The sequence below is a fragment of the Paenibacillus sp. FSL W7-1088 genome (assembly GCF_037969855.1).
In the GTDB taxonomy this organism is placed as follows: Bacteria; Bacillota; Bacilli; order Paenibacillales; family Paenibacillaceae; genus Paenibacillus.
Window position 1 is genome coordinate 245015 of record NZ_CP150216.1, and the last position, 17570, is coordinate 262584.

Genomic DNA, 17570 nt, shown 5'->3' on the forward strand with positions numbered 1-17570 from the left:
GGAAGATTGTTTTGACCGCGCAGTGGTCCAGTGTAATGCTATTTATTCAGCGTATGACATCCAATCCAAAGGAGATGAACGGGATGAGCGAAACCAAAGATACGGTGCTGGAACAGGAAGAGCAGGTTGTCGAAGCCGGAGTGCACAACTTTAGCAAAGAAGAGGAATGGGTGAAGCCTGAAGATCCGTTGCTGAATGAACGTCTGGAGTGGTTCAAAGATCAGAAGCTGGGGCTGATGATGCATTGGGGTCCCTATTCTCAGCTTGGACTCGTGGAGTCCTGGGCGCTAAGTGACGAGGATGGCGATTGGTCGCGCAATGATATCGACTGGACTGACGACATGGAGCATTTCAAGCAGGAGTACTTTGATCTCAACAAAACCTTCAATCCCATTCGCTTTCAGCCTGAAGAGTGGGCACAGATGGCCACTGATAACGGGTTCAAATATTTCCTGTTCACCACCAAACATCATGATGGTTTCTGCATGTGGGATACACATACAACCGATTATCGCATAACGGGCAAAGATACTCCTTTTCACACCCATAAGTATGCAGATATTTGCCGGGCGCTTTTTGACGCTTTTCGTGCCAAGGGGCTCGGCATCTCGGCTTACTTCTCCAAAGCGGACTGGCATACGCCATATTACTGGGCACCTGGCATGGAGCGGGGAAGCCATATGTGGCGTGGACCATCCTATGATCCGAAAGCGTATCCATGGCTGTGGGAGAAATTCGTGGAGTTCACGCATGAGCAAATTATGGAGCTGCTGACCAACTACGGACGAATTGAATGTCTGTGGTTGGATGCAGGCTGGGTACGTGAAGGACGCCACGGTCAGGATATCCGATTGGGCGAAGTGGTGGAGCGGGCACGTCAGACAACTCAGCCGTGGCTCCTCGCAGCAGATCGCACAGTAGGCGGACCGTATGAGAATATCGTAACTCCAGAGCAGACCATCCCGGAGCATCCAATGAATATTCCTTGGGAGAGCTGTATCACGGTGGGCAATTCCTTTGCGTTTGGATATGATGATCAGTATAAGTCAGCAAGACAGTTAGCGCATATTCTGCTTGAGGTCGTATCCAAGGGCGGTAATCTGGCACTGAATGTGGGACCACAACCGGACGGACGTCTTCCAAAAGGGGCAGTCCGAAGCATTAAAGCCCTCGGAGAATGGATCGGCACTCACGGGGAGGGCATCTATGGCACGCGGATTTGTGGACCATACTTCACAGGAGAGTGGGCTTTTACACGTAAGGAAGATCTCAACGTATCGTATGCCTTCCGTCTGTACAGAAGCGAAAACGAGGCAGTACAATCACAGGTGATCATTCCATATATGGAAAAGGTGGAGCGAATTGAACTCGTCGGCACAGATGATGTGCTGTCATTCCAAAGGACGGAAGATGGACTTGCTGTAGAGTTGCCACAAGCGGCAGTTACAGAAGTAGCACCTATCACGCTGACGTTCAGATTGTTCACAAACCAATAAATCTACACTTCAAATCCCGGGGGACTTTTACAGTCCTTCGGGATTTTTTGGGTTGGTGATTTTTTGCGATATACCTATGCTAAAGGACGATTTCCCCTTGTCCGGCAAGGGTTTTGGGAATAAGGAGAGGTGGGAGAAAATTGCAAATTGATAAAAGAACACCGCTCAAGGTACTATCGATTTAAGAAAGCGTTACCTGACATTAATCTTCACACGGATGACGCTGTTACAGAAAAAAGAGTCAAAGAAAAGGATGTTTAAGGGATGTAAATGTAATGTATTATTACACTTAAGGTGTAGAAGGAGTGACGCGAATGAGTCGAGCTACGGAAAGCATACCTGCACCGGTGGAGCTCCAGCAAGGAAAGAATTACGCAGAACCCAAGCGACAGCATCCATTTATCAGAAGCCTGAAGAAGCATTGGGAGCTCTATCTATTGGTGCTTCCTCCCGTATTGTATCTGTTGATCTTCAAGTACATTCCAATGGTTGGTGTACAGATTGCCTTCAAAGACTTTAGTGTCGTCAAAGGAATCTGGGGCAGCCCATGGGTTGGACTGAAACACTTTGAAGCCTTTTTCGAATCCCCGAACTTCTGGCTGCTAATCAAGAATACGATTGGGATCAGTTTCTACTCGTTACTCGCCGGATTTCCCATTCCGATCCTGCTGGCGCTCGCGCTGAATGAGATCCGAACAGGTTACTTTAAGAAGACCGTCCAAATGGTCACGTATGCTCCGCATTTTATCTCCACAGTCGTCATGGTATCCATTATCATTCTGATGCTGTCACCGCATGTGGGTGTTGTAGACAAGCTATTTACCTTCCTGGGTTTCCCGATGACCAACTTTATGGGCATTCCCGAATACTTCAAATCCATCTATGTGTGGTCGGGTGTATGGCAGGGCATGGGCTATTCATCGATCATTTATATCGCGGCTCTCGCTGGCGTTGATCCATCCCTCTATGAGGCAGCGAAGATGGACGGCGCTTCAAGGCTTCGTAAAATCTGGCATATCGACCTTCCAACGCTCGTACCAGTCACCGTCATCATGCTGATTCTAAGTCTGGGTAGCATTATGGGCGTGGGCTTTGAAAAAATATATCTAATGCAGAACCCGCTCAACACGAGTGCATCGGAAGTCATCTCTACGTATGTGTACAAGGTCGGTCTAATCGGGGCCAACTTCAGCTTTTCCTCGGCAGTAGGATTGTTCAACTCCGTGATCAACCTGATCCTGCTGGTTATCGTCAACGGCATTTCCCGCAAAGTATCCCAGAACAGCTTGTGGTAAAGGAGGAGCTCATCCATGTTCAACCTGATGAATCGTAACCGGATCAAGGACCCGCTCGGTGACCGTATCTTCATGACATTCAACTATATCTTTCTGTTCGCCATACTTCTAACGGTGTTTTACCCGCTCTTGTATATCATCAGTTCTTCGTTCAGCTCCTCGCGTGCCGTTACATCCGGTCAGGTGTGGCTGTTCCCGGTAGACTTTAACATCAAGGCCTACATCTCTATTTTCAAAAGCCAGCAGCTCATGCTCGGTTTCTACAACACGATCATCTATACCGTTGTAGGCACATTTATCAATGTGGCGCTTACGGTCATGCTCGCGTATCCGCTATCGCGCAAGTCGTTTTACGGACGGGGAGCCATCATTATTTTCATGATGATCACGATGTTCTTTGATGGCGGTCTGATTCCAACCTATCTCTTGATGAAAGACCTTCATCTGCTGGATACTCGCTGGGCGATGTGGCTGCCAGGGGCGCTCGCCGTGTTCCAGGTCATCGTAGCGAGAACCTTCTTCCAGTCTTCCATCCCGGAAGAGCTGGGGGAGGCGGCGGAAATGGACGGATGTCGGGACATCCGGTATTTGATCAGCGTGGTTCTTCCGTTATCGAAGCCGATTCTGGCGGTCATGACCCTGATGTATGCGGTGGGCCACTGGAATGCGTACTTTGATGCCCTGATCTATCTTCGTTCCGAGAAGCTGTTCCCACTCCAATATGTGCTGCGCAATCTGCTAATTCTAAACGCCGCAGACCCGGCAATGTTGGCCAATACGAGCCAGCAGCTAAGAGATCAGGGGTTCGAGCAGGTCCTGAAATACGCACTGATTGTAGTCGCCAGCATTCCTATTCTCATCATGTACCCGTTTGTGCAGAAGCATTTTGTTAAAGGGGTTATGGTTGGCTCGCTCAAAGGATGATCTTTGTCATCTGCGTCAGTTATGCCACTTGAAAGGAGGTGGGGGAACACTCCGGCTTCCGGGATAAGGTTTAACACGAGTACGTAATCAGAAGGTTATGCCGTTTTCAACAAAAAGGAGGAGTCAGATTGAAAAAATCTTGGATTTCGATGTTGTTTCTGGTCTTTGCTTCGATGGCTTTGTTGTCCGCATGTGGTTCATCCGAGGAGGCGGGTACAGGGAGCGACGGTAGCGGGGAGAACGGTGGCCCGGTAACGATGACCTTCTTTGCCCCACAAGGTAAAGCGTCCATGGAAGAAAATGAATTCACCAAATTTATCGAAGACAAGTTCGATGTTACCTTGAAATGGGATCTGGCCCCGACGGACGCTCTGCAAGACCGCAGACAGTTGCTGCTGGCGAGTGGCGATTATCCTGAAGTGTTTCTCCATGGCAAATTCACGACCTCAGACCTTCAAACGTACGGAAAACAGGGCGTGTTCCTCCCGCTGCAGGATCTGATCAAGCAGTACGGTCCGAATCTGACCAAGATGATGGAGGAGAAGCCGTACTTCAAAGAAGCAATAACTGCGCCGGACGGCAACATCTACGCTCTGCCGATTTTCAATGAATGTTACCACTGTACGTATGCGCAGAAGTATTGGATTAACACGGAATGGCTGGACAATTTGGGTCTGAAAATGCCAACCACAACGGATGAACTCTACACGGTTCTGAAGGCATTTAAAACACAAGATCCGAATGGCAACGGCAAAGCCGATGAGATTCCACTCACGGGTGCACCCAACAAGTACGTGTGGAACGGCAACATCGATGCCTATTTGATGAACAGCTTTATCTATAATGACAACGATAAATATCTGATCGTGAATGATGGCAAGGTTGATTTTGCAGCGAATAAGGAAGAGTGGAAAAAAGGGCTGGAGTACATGCATAAGCTGTATGCAGAAGGCCTGATTGATCCGGCTTCCTTCACACAGAACGATCAGGCGATCGGGCAGCTGGGCAACAAGGAAGGCGATGAAGTGGTTGGTTCCATTACGACAGCGCTGGTCAGCTACCTTGTGAACACGTATGACAAAGATATCACCCGCCACCAGCACTGGGACATCGCGCCTCCGCTGAAAGGGCCGGATGGTGTGCAGACGACAGGCGCTACGCAAAGCGTAGGTGAGTTCGAGTTCGCTATCACCAATAAAGCGACTGAAGCACAACAGATCGCCGCGATCAAAATTGTAGATTACATGTTCAGTGAAGAAGGGGCCCTGTATGCAGAGTACGGTCCAACAGAAGGTAAGGGCTGGAAGAAGGCGGATGCCGATGAGAAAAACATCAATGGCGAGCCTGCCAAATACAGCTACTATAACCTGCCTGAGCGCGATCCAAATGTTGTAGTCAATGAGAGTTGGTCACAGATCGGCGCACATGACTTGTCCAATACATTCCGCAATCTGTTTGCAGAAGGTCAGAACCCACTGGAAGCGGAGGGTTACGGGACACGTCTGGCGCAAGCAACCAATGTATATGAACCTTATGCGCCAAAAGAAGTCTATCCTGCGAACGTATTTATCCGTCCGGAAGATACAGAAACCGCTGCGCAACTCACGACGGCCGTCAAGGATTACGTGATGACCAATATGGCTCAATTCATTATCGGCAGCAAAAGCATTGATAAGGAATGGGACGCGTACGTAAAAGGTTTCGATGGTCTGGGACTCAGCAATTACCTTGAGATTTACCAGCGTGCGATTGAGAAGAATCAATAAAGCTTGATGGATTCATGAATGAGGCTGTTCCGATGTCAACACAGGAATCGGGACGGTCTTCTCCTTTTGACAACCCCACTTCATTCGATAAAATTTACTGAATACTCATGGAAAATTAGCGACCAGATTGGCGCGGTTGTCATTCCAGCTTATGCAAAATGCTCATGCGTATAAACAATGGTGGGGGGCCTAGGAGATGAACAACAGTTGGTTTAGACGTTTGCTGCTATCGTATTTGCCTGTTTTTTTTATCGTGACCACAATCCTGTTTATCATCTTCTTTCAGGTATTCAATGAACAGAACCGGAGAGAAGCACTCAAGGCCAATGAGTTTCTGGCGTCACAGGTAACGCAATATTTGGACAATTCACTGCGCTCCATCGACTTCAAGGTGCTGCGTGATATTTTGACCAATCCCAACCTGAAAAATTATTATTCGGTAACCGGAAGCGAGGATGTGTATGCCGGAATTCAAGCAGTCCAGGTTATTGATGAATTGAAAATAGAGTATCCGCTAATTGATTCCATATATCTGGTGAGATACAACGACGATACGGTATTCAGCAATGGCAAGGCCGTGCCGATTGAGGAATTCCCGGATGCAGCGTTTATTAAAGACAGTCGTGCTGCGGCAACGCAAAAGTGGGTGGGGGCGAGATCCTTCAAGGCATTTCCGACCGAGGAAGGACAACAGGTCATTACACTCATTCGCGGTGTAGGAAACGGCACGGGTCTTGTGGTGGTTAACGTCGATCTGCCAACCTTGCAGAAATCTATTATGCAGATGTATGACCCTGAATTCACCTTCGTGAATATCTTTAATCGCTCTGGCGGCAATCTGTGGGACGGAGGAATGCAGGATGGCATTACAGCAGTTTCTCCCAAAACAGACTCAGGGGAAGTGTTCTCCGAATTTACATCCAGCTACAGCGGCTGGAAGGTACAGACGGGGCTCAACAATGGCAAGATCGTCAAATTTGCCCTGAAATTTTATAATATCTGGTTTGTTTTTGCCGTTGCCGTTGTCCTGATTGGTGTGGTGTGGGTGATCTATGTGACACGAAGAAATTACAAGCCCATCCAGCAGATTGTCACGTTGATTGAGACGGTGTCTTCGCAGAAACAGCCAAGCGTCGGTTATACGAAGGATAATGAGTTCCGTTTTATCCAGACTACGCTGGAGCAAATGATTGATCAAACCAAGCAATATCAGGAGGAGCATGAAGAGAACCTGATTTTGCAGAAGAAATATTTCTTTCAGGAGCTGCTGGAGGGTACGCGGGATTTTACCGGCGGTGAACTGACAGCGGAGATGAGCAGGTTCAAGCTCCCGCAGTTAGAGGATCGATGGGCTGTAATGGTGGTGGAGATCGATCAGTATTCCCGGTTCATGGAGGCGTACCACAATCAGGATCAATCCCTCCTGAAATTTGTGTTATCCAGCATTCTGCAGGAGAGTGCAAGGCACGAGGGCACCGAAGTGTGGGCTGAGTGGATATCGGATCAGCGTCTATATGCCATACTCTGGATTCCCGAAATGGAGAAAGGTGAGGAGACCGAGCAGAGAATGCTCTCCGGTTATCTGGACAGGGTTGGGCAGTATTTGAACTTCACCGTAACCATCGGTATTGGGAGAGTCGCTGTGGATGTCCGTGGTCTGAGAGCTTCGCTAAAGGAGGCGGTGCATGCCTTGGAATACAAGGCTGTGCTCGGCATGAATCGGATCATTCCATGCGGGGAGGTACCGAACTCAACCAATGATGTGTATGAGTTCCTGAAGACGATCTCTCTGCTGGTGCAGGCGATGAGACTGTCGGATGATGAATGGGAGAAGCATTTTGACCGCTTGTTCGAACAGATCCATGAATCCGTGCTCTCCCGCCAGGAGATTATGAATACAGTCCAATTGCTGTTCCAGCACTATAACCGGGAGTTCGCTGAACTTCCACGAGAATATCAGGAGCGATGGGCAGCTGTATTTACACCACTTCTTCCCAGGTTGGAAGGTTGGGAGACGTTGGATGATTTGCGTGCGTTGTGCTGGGAAGGCTTCCGTGAACTGGCTGAAGAGATGCAGACGCTGCATTGCTCCAGAAAACATAGATCTCATATTCTTGAAATTCGCAAGTATATTGAACAGAACTACAACAATCCCGAGCTATCGCTGAATTATCTAAGTGATCTATTTGATATCAATCCAAAATATTTGAGCAAGTTGTTCAAGGACGAAATTGGTGAGAAATTCGTGGATCTTCTGATTAGTCACCGTATTGAGAAGGCGAAACAGCTCATGCTGGAGACGGATAAGGCCATTCAGGAGATCAGTGAGGAAGTTGGGTATACGAATTACAATTCCTTCAATCGGGCGTTCAAGAATGTGGTGGGTGTAGCGCCTAGCGACTACCGAAAAGCCATGTGAGCCCATGCACCAGACTAAGCCGAACTCATAAGGAGAATGTGCATATGGACTATAAAGATGCTTCGCTTCCCGTTCAGGAGCGGACCCAAGATCTGATCGGGCGGATGACCACGGAAGAGAAGATCGGGCAGCTGATCCAGCCGATGGGGTGGAAGACTTATGTGAAGAAAGCAGATGGTACGGTTCAGGTTACGGATGAGTTTAAAAAGGACATCGCAGAGGGCGGAATTGGGTCTTTATATGGAACACTTCGTGCTGATCCCTGGACAGAAGTGACGCTGGAGACTGGCCTGACCCCTAAGCAGGGAGCTGTTGCCACTAATGAAATTCAGCGGTATGCCATGGAGAACTCCCGGCTGGGAATTCCTATTTTGTTTGGGGAAGAGTGTTCTCACGGGCATATGGCCATTGGGGCAACTGTGTTCCCGGTGCCGTTAGCAGTAGGAAGTGCTTGGAACACGGAGTTGTACCGCAAGATGTGTGAAGCGATAGCTGTGGAGACTCGGAGCCAGGGAGGAGCGGCAACATATTCGCCTGTGCTTGATGTCGTGCGGGACCCGAGATGGGGACGGACAGAGGAATGTTTTGCCGAAGATCCATACCTGATCGGTGAATTGGCGGTTGAAGCGATGAAAGGCTTGCAGGGTGACCGGCTCGATTCCAATCGGACGATTGTGGCGACACTCAAACATTTTGCGGCCTATGGCAGCTCGGAGGGTGGGCGCAATGCTGCTCCGGTGCATATGGGACTGCGCGAGCTGCACGAGGTCGATCTGCTGCCGTTCAAGAAAGCGGTGGAAGCCGGAGCATGTTCTGTCATGACAGCGTACAACGAAATTGATGGTGTGCCCTGTACGTCGAGTTCGTATCTGCTGAATGATCTCCTGCGCGAGCAATGGGGCTTTGACGGATTTGTCATTACTGACTTTGGTGCAATTCAGATGCTCGTCAATGGACACAGCACCGCGGAGAACGGGGAGCAGGCCGTCGCTCAGTCGCTTAAGGCAGGGGTGGATATGGAAATGTCCGGGTACATGTACCGCAAGCATCTCGGGCAGGCCTTGGAGCAAGGATTAATTGAAGAGCAGGATCTGGATACAGCCGTTAGGCGGGTGCTGGAGATGAAGTTCAGACTAGGTTTATTCGAACAACCCTTCGTTGATCCTGACTTTGCAGAGCAGGTCATCGGTTGTGAAGAACATATTCAGCTGGCGAGAAAAGTGGCGCAAGAGGGAATCATTTTACTCAAAAATGAAGACAACACCCTTCCGCTTAGCAAAACAGGAACAAAACTGGCGGTCATAGGTCCGAATGCGAACCATGTCTACAACCAGCTTGGTGACTACACCTCGCCGCAGCCGAGAGGACAGATTATAACGGTGCTGGATGGGATTACGCGCAAGCTTGGTGCTGACACCGGAAAGGTGCTGTACGCACCGGGCTGCCGGATCAAAGGGGATTCCAGAGAGGGCTTTGCGCAAGCGCTCGCCTGTGCTGAAGAAGCAGATACCATCGTTATGGTGATGGGAGGGTCAAGTAGCCGGGATTTTGGCGAAGGGACCATTGATCTGCGGACGGGGGCATCCGTTGTTACGGATGATCCATGGAACGATATGGAGTGCGGCGAGGGGATAGACCGTTCGTCTCTGAACCTGATGGGTGTTCAACTGGAACTGGTGCAGGAAGTACATAAGCTGGGGAAACCGGTTATTGTCGTATATATTAACGGACGGCCCATTGCTGAACCCTGGATTGATGAGCATGCCCATGCCATTGTGGAAGCGTGGTATCCGGGGCAGGAGGGAGGCAACGCTATTGCAGATATTCTGTTCGGTGATGTGAATCCATCTGGTCGCCTTACCGTCTCTATTCCCAAGCATGTAGGTCAGCTTCCGGTCAGCTACAATGCCAAACGCACACGGGGCAAACGTTATCTGGAGACCGATCTGGCACCACAATATCCGTTCGGCTTTGGGCTGAGTTATACGGAATTCAAGTACGAGAATGTAAGAGTTGTACCCGAAGTGATCGGACCAGACGATGAAGCAGAGGTGCAGTTGGAGGTCACCAATACGGGAGTAGTTGCGGGAAATGAAGTTGTGCAGCTGTATATTACGGACGTATCGGCTTCGGTCACCCGGGCCGAAATCTCACTGAAGGGATTTCGTAAAATTTATCTGGAGCCGGGACAGACGCGGACGGTGACGTTCCCTGTGCAAAAAGAGCATCTGGAGCTGATCGACTCCCGTCTCCAGTCTGTGGTGGAACCGGGTGAATTCAAGCTGATGGTTGGCAGCAGCTCCAGAGACTGGACTGCTTGTAATTTACACATCCAGAAGGTGGGGGTGGAGGTATGATTCGAATTCAGCGATTCATTCAGGATCTGGCTCAGCAGCAATGGACGGATACCATTGAACTTCCAGAGTGGCAGATGCAGAAAGCCAGGTATATCCGTCCTGGCGAATACGAGTATGAACAGGAGAATACTTCTGTTCATAGCTTGAATCCTCTCCATAGCAACCATGGAACGACTTATTTTCTGAGCAAAACCGTAGAGATTCCGGCCCATTGGGAGGAAGATGCGGTCGGGTTGATCTTCGAGACCAGGGGTGAAGGGCTGCTGAAGGTAAACGGCATGCCTTATCACGGACTGGACCGCAATCATGGGTATGTACCGTTGCCGAAGAGCCGTGTGGGAACTGCGCCTTTGCTGGAGATTGAACTATATGATCCCATACCGGAACCACATGACCCTTTGAATCGACAGGCGGTGATCCAGCCGCCCATTCAGGGCATCCGAGCTGCTTTGGTTCGTGTTAATTCGCCTTTACAGAGTCTAATGTATAGCATTACGGTACTTGCAGAATCACTCCGAGCATTGCCGGAGAAAGACTTAAAACGCACCCGTCTTATTCGGAATGTTCATCAGGTGATGGATAAGATGTACAACGAGCCGCAGCGCTGGAGTGAAGCAGTGTGGGTACAGCATTGGGAAGAATGGCTCGCACAGTCGGTGCAGGAGGAAGACCCGGAAGAGTACCGGGACGGATTCATGCATCTGGTTGGGCAGTCCCATATCGATATTGCCTGGCTGTGGCCTGTGCGTGAGACTGTGCGGAAGTCCAGCCGCACCTTTTCCACGATGTGTACTTTGATGGATGAGTATCCGGAGTTCGTGTATTCGCAGAGTCAACCGCAGCTGTATGCATTTGTGAAAGAGCATTATCCTGAGCTGTACGAACGAATCAAAGCCCGAATTGCCGAAGGTCGCTGGGAACTGGTTGGTGGCATGTGGGTCGAGCCGGATCTAAATATTCCGAGTGGTGAGTCGCTTGTGCGGCAGATCCTGTACGGGCAGAACTTTTATCAGAAGGAGTTCGGTAAACGTTCAAACATCGAGTGGCTACCCGATACGTTTGGCTACTGTGCTTCGCTGCCACAACTGCTTAAGCTGGCTGACATTCCTTATTTTATGACGACCAAGCTCAATTGGAATGATACCAACGTTTTCCCGTATGATCTGTTCCACTGGGTTGGCATTGACGGCACCTCGGTGCTTGCGTATCTCAATCATGGAGTAAATGAACATACCCGGCCCAAAGATGTCGATGAGCACTGGCAATCTTACAAGCAGAAGGATGCACACCCCGAGCAAATGCTGCTGTATGGGCATGGCGATGGTGGAGGCGGGGTAACGAACGAGATGGTTGTGTTCGCAGAACGATCCCATTTCATGGTTGGGCAGCCCATTAGCAATTTCAGTACGGCAGGCGCGTTTTTCGAAGAGATTTCGAACAACAATCCTAAGCTGCCAAAATGGCATGGCGACTTATATCTGGAACTGCATCGTGGAACCTATACAACTCATGCGCGCAACAAACGGAGCAATCGCAAAGCAGAGGTGCTGTATCGGGAAGCGGAAATTTGGGGGCAGTTTGCCGGAGTTGAAGCAGCGCAGGCGAAAAGTGATCTGGATGAAGGCTGGAAGCTGATTATGCTGAATCAATTCCATGACATTATCCCAGGGACGTCCATTCCCGAAGTATACGTAACATCTAAGGAGGAGTATACGACAGTATTCGCTCTGGGGACGTCGGCTATGGAAGGGACTCTTGGCCGTATAGAGGAACGCATTGCGACAGATGGCTTCGACGGTCTGCCCTATGTTGTATTTAATAGCTTAGGTTGGGAGCGGGGAGAAGTCGTTACGATTACAGGCGACGAGAAACTGAGCGGTTTGGCAGTGTTCGACCATCAGGGTAATCGTCTGCCGAATGACCTTGAGGCAAATGGAGACGTGCTCACCTTGTCAGTCTATGTCCCGTCCATTCCGGCCTTTGGGTATACAACGTTATGGCTACGCCAGGCACTGGATGCAAATCTCCCTACTTTGAAGCAGGATGAATCCTTCCCTTCTGTCTGGGAAACGGACTTTTACACGCTTGAATTTAACGATGTAGGGGAGATCACCAGATGGTATGACAAATCCAACCAACGGGAGTGGCTGAAGCCGGGCGATAAAGCGAACGAGTTACAGTTTTTCCATGACAGACCAACGTATTGGGATGCTTGGGATATTGATCCGCGGTTTGAATCGCAACGTGCAGGAGTGGCAGAGCTGATCTCCAGAGAAGTAGTACAGCGTGGAGTAACGCAGGATGTCCTTCGGTTTCACTGGAAGTTAAACGAGTCGGAGATTCACCAGGATATGATCCTGTATCGTCATCAGCGACGTGTAGATTTCAAGACAAAGGTAAACTGGGCGGAGAGCCATAAGCTGCTCAAAGTGGCTTTTCCCGTTGATCTGATATCAGCCAAAGCAGCCTACGAAATTCCGTTTGGTGCGCTGGAGCGGCCAACCCATAACAACACCAGCTGGGAGCAGGCCCAGTTTGAAGTGTGTGGTCACCGCTGGGCGGATATCTCCGAGGGCAACAGTGGTGTAAGCCTGCTGAACGATTGTAAATATGGATATGACATCAAGGATCAGACGATCCGTCTTTCCCTGCTTCGTGCTCCAAAATGGCCGGATGAACATGCTGACCAGGGTGAGCATGAATTTATCTATTCCCTGCTGCCGCATCAGGGAGATTGGCGGGAAGCGGGTGTGGTACGACGTGCGATGGAACTAAACCACCCGGTTCGGGTTGTTGCGAGTGAACGACACTCTGGCACATTGCCGGCAGAACATAGCTGGGTTCATTTCCATAGTGAACATGTTATTCTGGATACAATCAAGGCTTCCGAAGATGGCACGGGAACGATACTTCGTTTCTATGAGTCATCTGGTGGAAGAGAAACGGTTCAGGTTCAATGGGCTGACGCGTGTATACAGACGTCTGTAGTCAATCTGTTGGAGGATGAAATTAGACCACTAGCTTGTCATGATGGGAAGTTTGAGCTGACGTTCAAGCCATATGAAATTCAAACCGTGAAGCTGGTTTCAACAGATTAGTCTCAGGAAACCGGATAAGAAATGATCGGAGAAAAAGGAGTGACCGGGTAGGGGTCGAAAATTGTATAGAGCATTCCGTCCGTCATGAAGGCTCACCAGGAATGGAAAATCAAATACCGATTTAACGGGAGGGTATGGCATGAAATTAACAAACAAGATTGGCGTTATCGTGGATAGCTTCGGTGTAGGTGTACGTGAAGGATTAAGCAAAGCGAAAGATGTAGGTGCAGAAGGCGTACAGATCTATGCAGTCCATGGAGAGATGGACCCCGAAAACCTCTCTTCGGCAGCTCGCAAGGAGTTAAGAAGTTATATCGATTCTCTCGGTCTTGAAATTTCTGCCCTGGTTGGCGATTTGGGCGGTCACGGGTTTCAGGTCAAGGAAGATAATCCGTGGAAAGTAGAGAAGTCCAAGCGCATCGTGGACCTTGCTCTGGATCTAGGTACGAATATCGTTACAACACATATCGGTATTGTTCCGCACGATCCTTCCTCCGAAGTGTATGCCACACTGCATGCCGCATGTGAGGAACTGGGCCAATACGCCAAAAGCGCAGGAGCCTACTTCGCGATTGAGACGGGGCCGGAAACGGCAGCAGACCTGAAAGGGTTTCTGGATACCCTGTCTACGAACGGGGTTTCGGTGAATTTTGACCCGGCGAACATGGTGATGGTTACCGGAGATGATCCTGCACGAGGTGTTCATCTGCTCAAGGATTATATTGTGCATACCCATGTGAAAGATGGTGTGCGCCTGAAGGAAGTAGACCCGAGGGACGTATACGGTGCAGTAGGATATGCCCCTATGGATCATGAGAAAATTGCCGAAATGGTCTCTTCCGGAACGTTCTTCCGTGAGGTACCGCTGGGCGAGGGCAGTGTGGATTTTGACGCATACTTTGCAGCCCTTCGGGATATTGGCTACAAAGGTTATCTGACGATTGAACGCGAGGTAGGCGATCAGCCGGAACAGGACATTCGCAAAGCGGTTAAATTTATCCAACAATACCGATAGGGAGCTGAGCAGATGAAAGTGGGCCTGAGTACGTATAGCTTGTTGAACGATCTGAATTCGGGTGAAATGACGGTTCTGGATATCATCGACTGGATTGCTGCAAATGGTGGCGAGCATATGGAGATGGTTCCGTATGGCTACACCGTGGAGGATAATCCTGATCTCGCCGATGCCATTCGGGAGCGGGCTGCTTCTGCGGGTATTGAGCTGTCCAACTATTCGATGCCTGCGAATTTCGTGCAGGAGACGGAAGAAGCTTTTGAAGAAGAGATAGCTCGGGTCAAAAGACATGTCGATGTTGTACACCGAATGGGTGTAAAGCATATGCGTCATGACGTAACGGCGTTTACTTTGCCTAAGGAGAAAATGACCATTGCCTGGTTTGAGGAACATTTGCCGCTGATGGTGAAGGGAAGCCAGATCATCGCTGATTATGCTGCGCAGTTTGGCATTACAACAACCATTGAGAATCACGGCTTCAGTGTGCAGGCCAGTGACCGTGTGCAGCGTGTGCTTCATGCCGTAGATCGTCCCAACTTCAAAACGACACTCGATATCGGCAACTTCATGTGCGTGGATGAGAATCCGATTATCGGGGTCATGAAAAATCTGCCGTACGCTTCTCTGGTCCACTTCAAGGACTTCTATTTCCGCCCCTATGATGAGCATCCGGGTGAAGGGGAATGGTTCACAACCGCTTACGGCAACTTTCTACGCGGTGCCATTGTGGGGCAAGGAGATATTCCAATCCGCAAAATTGTGAGGCTGATTAAAGACTCCGGTTATGATGGTAACATTACGATTGAGTTTGAGGGCATGGAGGAATGCAAATCTGCTTCCAAAATCGCCATGAGCAACCTGCGCCGCTTCTGGGAAGAGGCTTAAGGCAATCATTTAGTTTTATATCTTGGGGCCACTTGAAGGAAGTGGCTCTTTATGCACTTCTTATGTTGAGGTATATACACGTGGAATGGGTAACGTTAAGCGAACTGATTAAGTGCTCAGATGCCTCTCCATTCCCGGCATTAAGGCAGTTCGAGGTGTTGGCTCGCGAAGCCTAATTTACTAACATTAATTGGTTCTACATAAGGATTAAGTTACGATCATCACAAGTATGGTATAATGGATCTATTCAGCCTGGAAAATGACTGGCTATGGATAGGGGAGATCACTGATCTATGCAGGTATTCGAGGACTGGAACCAGAAAGTGAAAAAAACGTTTAATGCTACGAATCCCGAGGTTGTATTGACGGTTTCTGAAGCAGGGAGTTTGCTCGGTCTGACCAAAGATCAGATGAAACTTTATGTAGACAAGAATAAACTAACTAAGGTCCCGATCATGAGAAGTGTTCACCGATACCTCTTGTTGAAAAGTGAAATAGATAGCATCGTAAAAACGCGCTAACCTCATAGGATCGACCACGCCATTTTACCGACAGGATTCGGGAGAGTGGTTTTTTTTTGCGAAGACAGCGAGGATAAAATAAGGATTACAGGACAATCCTACCAATGGATGATCTTTTTTGACCTAGCACTGCCCAAGATGAGGGACAAAGTGGCCAGATCCCCTTTTGAGAGGCAGGAATTGTTCATAGAGAAGCTTGCAGAAATCCCTTCTTGTCAACGGACAACCTATTCGTATATACTCATGTCGCAAGTGGCAGGAATGGTTAAATTACATGATATCAAGGAGATGAAGCACGAATGGCGATTAGCTTGAATGTGTATCTTGTAACGGATGGTAACGGACGTGAAGCAGTGGAATTTTATAAAAAGGCATTTGGAGCGGAAGTGCTGGCTCTCCAGACATTTGGCGATGGTCCTTCCAACCCAGACCACCCCGTACCACCCGAAGCGAAAGATCGCATCATGCATGCTTCCTTGCAGATTGGCAGTTCTGTATTGATGTTATCCGATACATTCCCTGGCATGCCTTATATTGTAGGTAATCATGTGAATGTCACGGTGAACACAGATACTGCCGAAGAAGCCAAAGCGATTTTCAACCAACTGCAAGACGGTGGCGAAGTGAAAATGCCGATCCAAGAAACATTTTGGAGTCCGGCCTACGGCATGGTTATCGATAAATTTGGCGTTCAGTTCCAGATTAGCTGTGTTGCAGCCAACCATCAGTAAACATCAGTAGAAATTGCGAGTTAGTGCCTCCACTTTATATGATAAAACTACAAAACCTCCGAGACATGAGTAACGTGTCTGGAGGTTTTTTGTGACTCCTGCAAGGTGTGTATAGTTGCTAATCTAAAATTAGACTTCTTTCTGAATCTTGGAAGGATTGTTGATTTTGTAGGGAACAGGATTCTTGGCCAGCTTTTTCTTGATAATCTTTGCTTCAAAAGTAAGCACATCGCCAACCTCAAGCTCCTGCTTCTTAATCGTGGCACTGTGGCTGGACCAGGCTTCGCCCACATCAACAACTTCGGGCTCGGTGATCGTAACGGCTTCATAGATAATGACTTCATCATCATTGTCGGAGAAGTGGTTCGGCACGGTTGTAAATTCCTTCACAACCGCAGACATTTTCACTTTACCCTCTGGCAATTCAATCTTAAGCGATTTAGCTTTACCTGCGGTTTTTGCCTTTGGTTTAGCAGCGCTGCTTGTTGCGTTAGCAGGTCCAACATACTCTTCCACCAGACCGTCAGGGTCGCCTTTTAAAGCAGAGGAGGAATCATCGTCATCCGTGTCCACATCCAGTTCTGAATCGGAACTATGCAAACCGGATGTAATCTCATCCAAATTAGTCACAGGTTCAGAATTTTGTACAGCTTCAGAAGTGGTGAGATTCTCTGTATTGCTTACCACGACTGGTTCGCTAGACTTGTCCGTTCCCGCTGCAATCGAACTTCTCACATTATAGCTGGACGCCTGCATTTCTTTCAGATAAGACGGATGAATACAGTGTTTCTGATCATTGTCCAATTGAATGACTGCTGCCATATGATCGACAAAGCCAACGATGGTGCAAGGCATATTCAGCCCATTCCCTTTATAATAGAACGTTTTGACCTTCGTTGCTTTTTCCGAAAGCAGGCCCCATTCCTGGCACTTCTCAATCAACTCGTCTTCGTTCTCCAAAGCGGTATAATACTGCGGTTCGATCATAAAAGCATATCCCATAACGATTTTCCGCCTTTCCAATCAGTTCTTCATATTCATCGTTGCCAAATTACACTCAGTG

Annotated in this window: 12 protein-coding genes; 11 read left to right on the forward strand and 1 reads right to left on the reverse strand. The window is 48.9% G+C overall.

All coding sequences use genetic code 11. From position 1 onward, the window contains the following. Positions 1–83 precede the first annotated feature (83 nt). From MKY42_RS01160 to MKY42_RS01210, 11 genes are all read left to right on the forward strand, one after another. A complete protein-coding gene (locus tag MKY42_RS01160) occupies positions 84–1496 on the forward strand; it encodes an alpha-L-fucosidase (protein WP_339848120.1) in 1413 nt (470 codons plus the stop codon). Between the two features lie 314 nt (positions 1497–1810). After that, a complete protein-coding gene (locus MKY42_RS01165; RefSeq protein ID WP_090905060.1) occupies positions 1811–2791 on the forward strand; it encodes an ABC transporter permease subunit in 981 nt (326 codons plus the stop codon). 15 nt (positions 2792–2806) lie between these two features. Next, complete coding sequence (locus MKY42_RS01170; protein WP_231952803.1) at positions 2807–3715, forward strand: carbohydrate ABC transporter permease; 909 nt, start codon at positions 2807–2809, stop codon at positions 3713–3715. Between the two features lie 128 nt (positions 3716–3843). Then, the gene (locus MKY42_RS01175; RefSeq protein WP_339848124.1) at positions 3844–5481 is read left to right on the forward strand and encodes an ABC transporter substrate-binding protein; all 1638 of its coding nucleotides are present in this window, start codon (positions 3844–3846) and stop codon (positions 5479–5481) included. A 196-nt stretch (positions 5482–5677) separates the two neighbouring features. Continuing rightward, on the forward strand, positions 5678–7900 hold the full coding sequence (locus MKY42_RS01180) for a helix-turn-helix domain-containing protein (RefSeq protein WP_339848125.1): 2223 nt from the start codon (positions 5678–5680) through the stop codon (positions 7898–7900). Positions 7901–7944: 44 nt separating this feature from the next. Continuing rightward, a complete protein-coding gene (locus tag MKY42_RS01185) occupies positions 7945–10257 on the forward strand; it encodes a glycoside hydrolase family 3 N-terminal domain-containing protein (protein WP_339848126.1) in 2313 nt (770 codons plus the stop codon). After that, positions 10254–13355, forward strand: coding sequence for an alpha-mannosidase (locus MKY42_RS01190; RefSeq protein WP_339848128.1), 3102 nt, complete (start codon positions 10254–10256; stop codon positions 13353–13355). The genes MKY42_RS01185 and MKY42_RS01190 overlap by 4 nt, the downstream gene beginning before the upstream one ends. A 139-nt stretch (positions 13356–13494) precedes the next feature. Next, the gene (locus MKY42_RS01195) at positions 13495–14370 is read left to right on the forward strand and encodes a sugar phosphate isomerase/epimerase family protein (protein WP_090905070.1); all 876 of its coding nucleotides are present in this window, start codon (positions 13495–13497) and stop codon (positions 14368–14370) included. A 12-nt stretch (positions 14371–14382) separates the two neighbouring features. Beyond that, entirely contained in the window at positions 14383–15255 is an 873-nt protein-coding gene (locus MKY42_RS01200) for a sugar phosphate isomerase/epimerase (protein WP_090905072.1), read from the forward strand. 293 nt (positions 15256–15548) lie between these two features. After that, entirely contained in the window at positions 15549–15776 is a 228-nt protein-coding gene (locus MKY42_RS01205) for a hypothetical protein (RefSeq protein ID WP_053782996.1), read from the forward strand. 299 nt (positions 15777–16075) lie between these two features. Continuing rightward, positions 16076–16507, forward strand: coding sequence for a VOC family protein (locus MKY42_RS01210; protein WP_090905076.1), 432 nt, complete (start codon positions 16076–16078; stop codon positions 16505–16507). 129 nt (positions 16508–16636) lie between these two features. On the opposite strand, the gene MKY42_RS01215 is transcribed toward MKY42_RS01210, so the two are convergent. After that, entirely contained in the window at positions 16637–17509 is an 873-nt protein-coding gene (locus tag MKY42_RS01215) for a hypothetical protein (protein WP_090905078.1), read from the reverse strand. Positions 17510–17570 lie beyond the last annotated feature (61 nt).

Bases quoted from the DNA above. Each gene is read 5' to 3' on its own strand.
- MKY42_RS01160 (WP_339848120.1), top strand. From the start codon at position 84: ATGAGCGAAACCAAAGATACGGTGCTGGAACAGGAAGAGCAGGTTGTC.
- MKY42_RS01165 (WP_090905060.1), top strand. From the start codon at position 1,811: ATGAGTCGAGCTACGGAAAGCATACCTGCACCGGTGGAGCTCCAGCAA.
- MKY42_RS01170 (WP_231952803.1), top strand. From the start codon at position 2,807: ATGTTCAACCTGATGAATCGTAACCGGATCAAGGACCCGCTCGGTGAC.
- MKY42_RS01180 (WP_339848125.1), top strand. From the start codon at position 5,678: ATGAACAACAGTTGGTTTAGACGTTTGCTGCTATCGTATTTGCCTGTT.
- MKY42_RS01185 (WP_339848126.1), top strand. From the start codon at position 7,945: ATGGACTATAAAGATGCTTCGCTTCCCGTTCAGGAGCGGACCCAAGAT.
- MKY42_RS01190 (WP_339848128.1), top strand. From the start codon at position 10,254: ATGATTCGAATTCAGCGATTCATTCAGGATCTGGCTCAGCAGCAATGG.
- MKY42_RS01195 (WP_090905070.1), top strand. From the start codon at position 13,495: ATGAAATTAACAAACAAGATTGGCGTTATCGTGGATAGCTTCGGTGTA.
- MKY42_RS01200 (WP_090905072.1), top strand. From the start codon at position 14,383: ATGAAAGTGGGCCTGAGTACGTATAGCTTGTTGAACGATCTGAATTCG.
- MKY42_RS01205 (WP_053782996.1), top strand. From the start codon at position 15,549: ATGCAGGTATTCGAGGACTGGAACCAGAAAGTGAAAAAAACGTTTAAT.
- MKY42_RS01210 (WP_090905076.1), top strand. From the start codon at position 16,076: ATGGCGATTAGCTTGAATGTGTATCTTGTAACGGATGGTAACGGACGT.
- MKY42_RS01215 (WP_090905078.1), bottom strand. From the start codon at position 17,509: ATGGGATATGCTTTTATGATCGAACCGCAGTATTATACCGCTTTGGAG.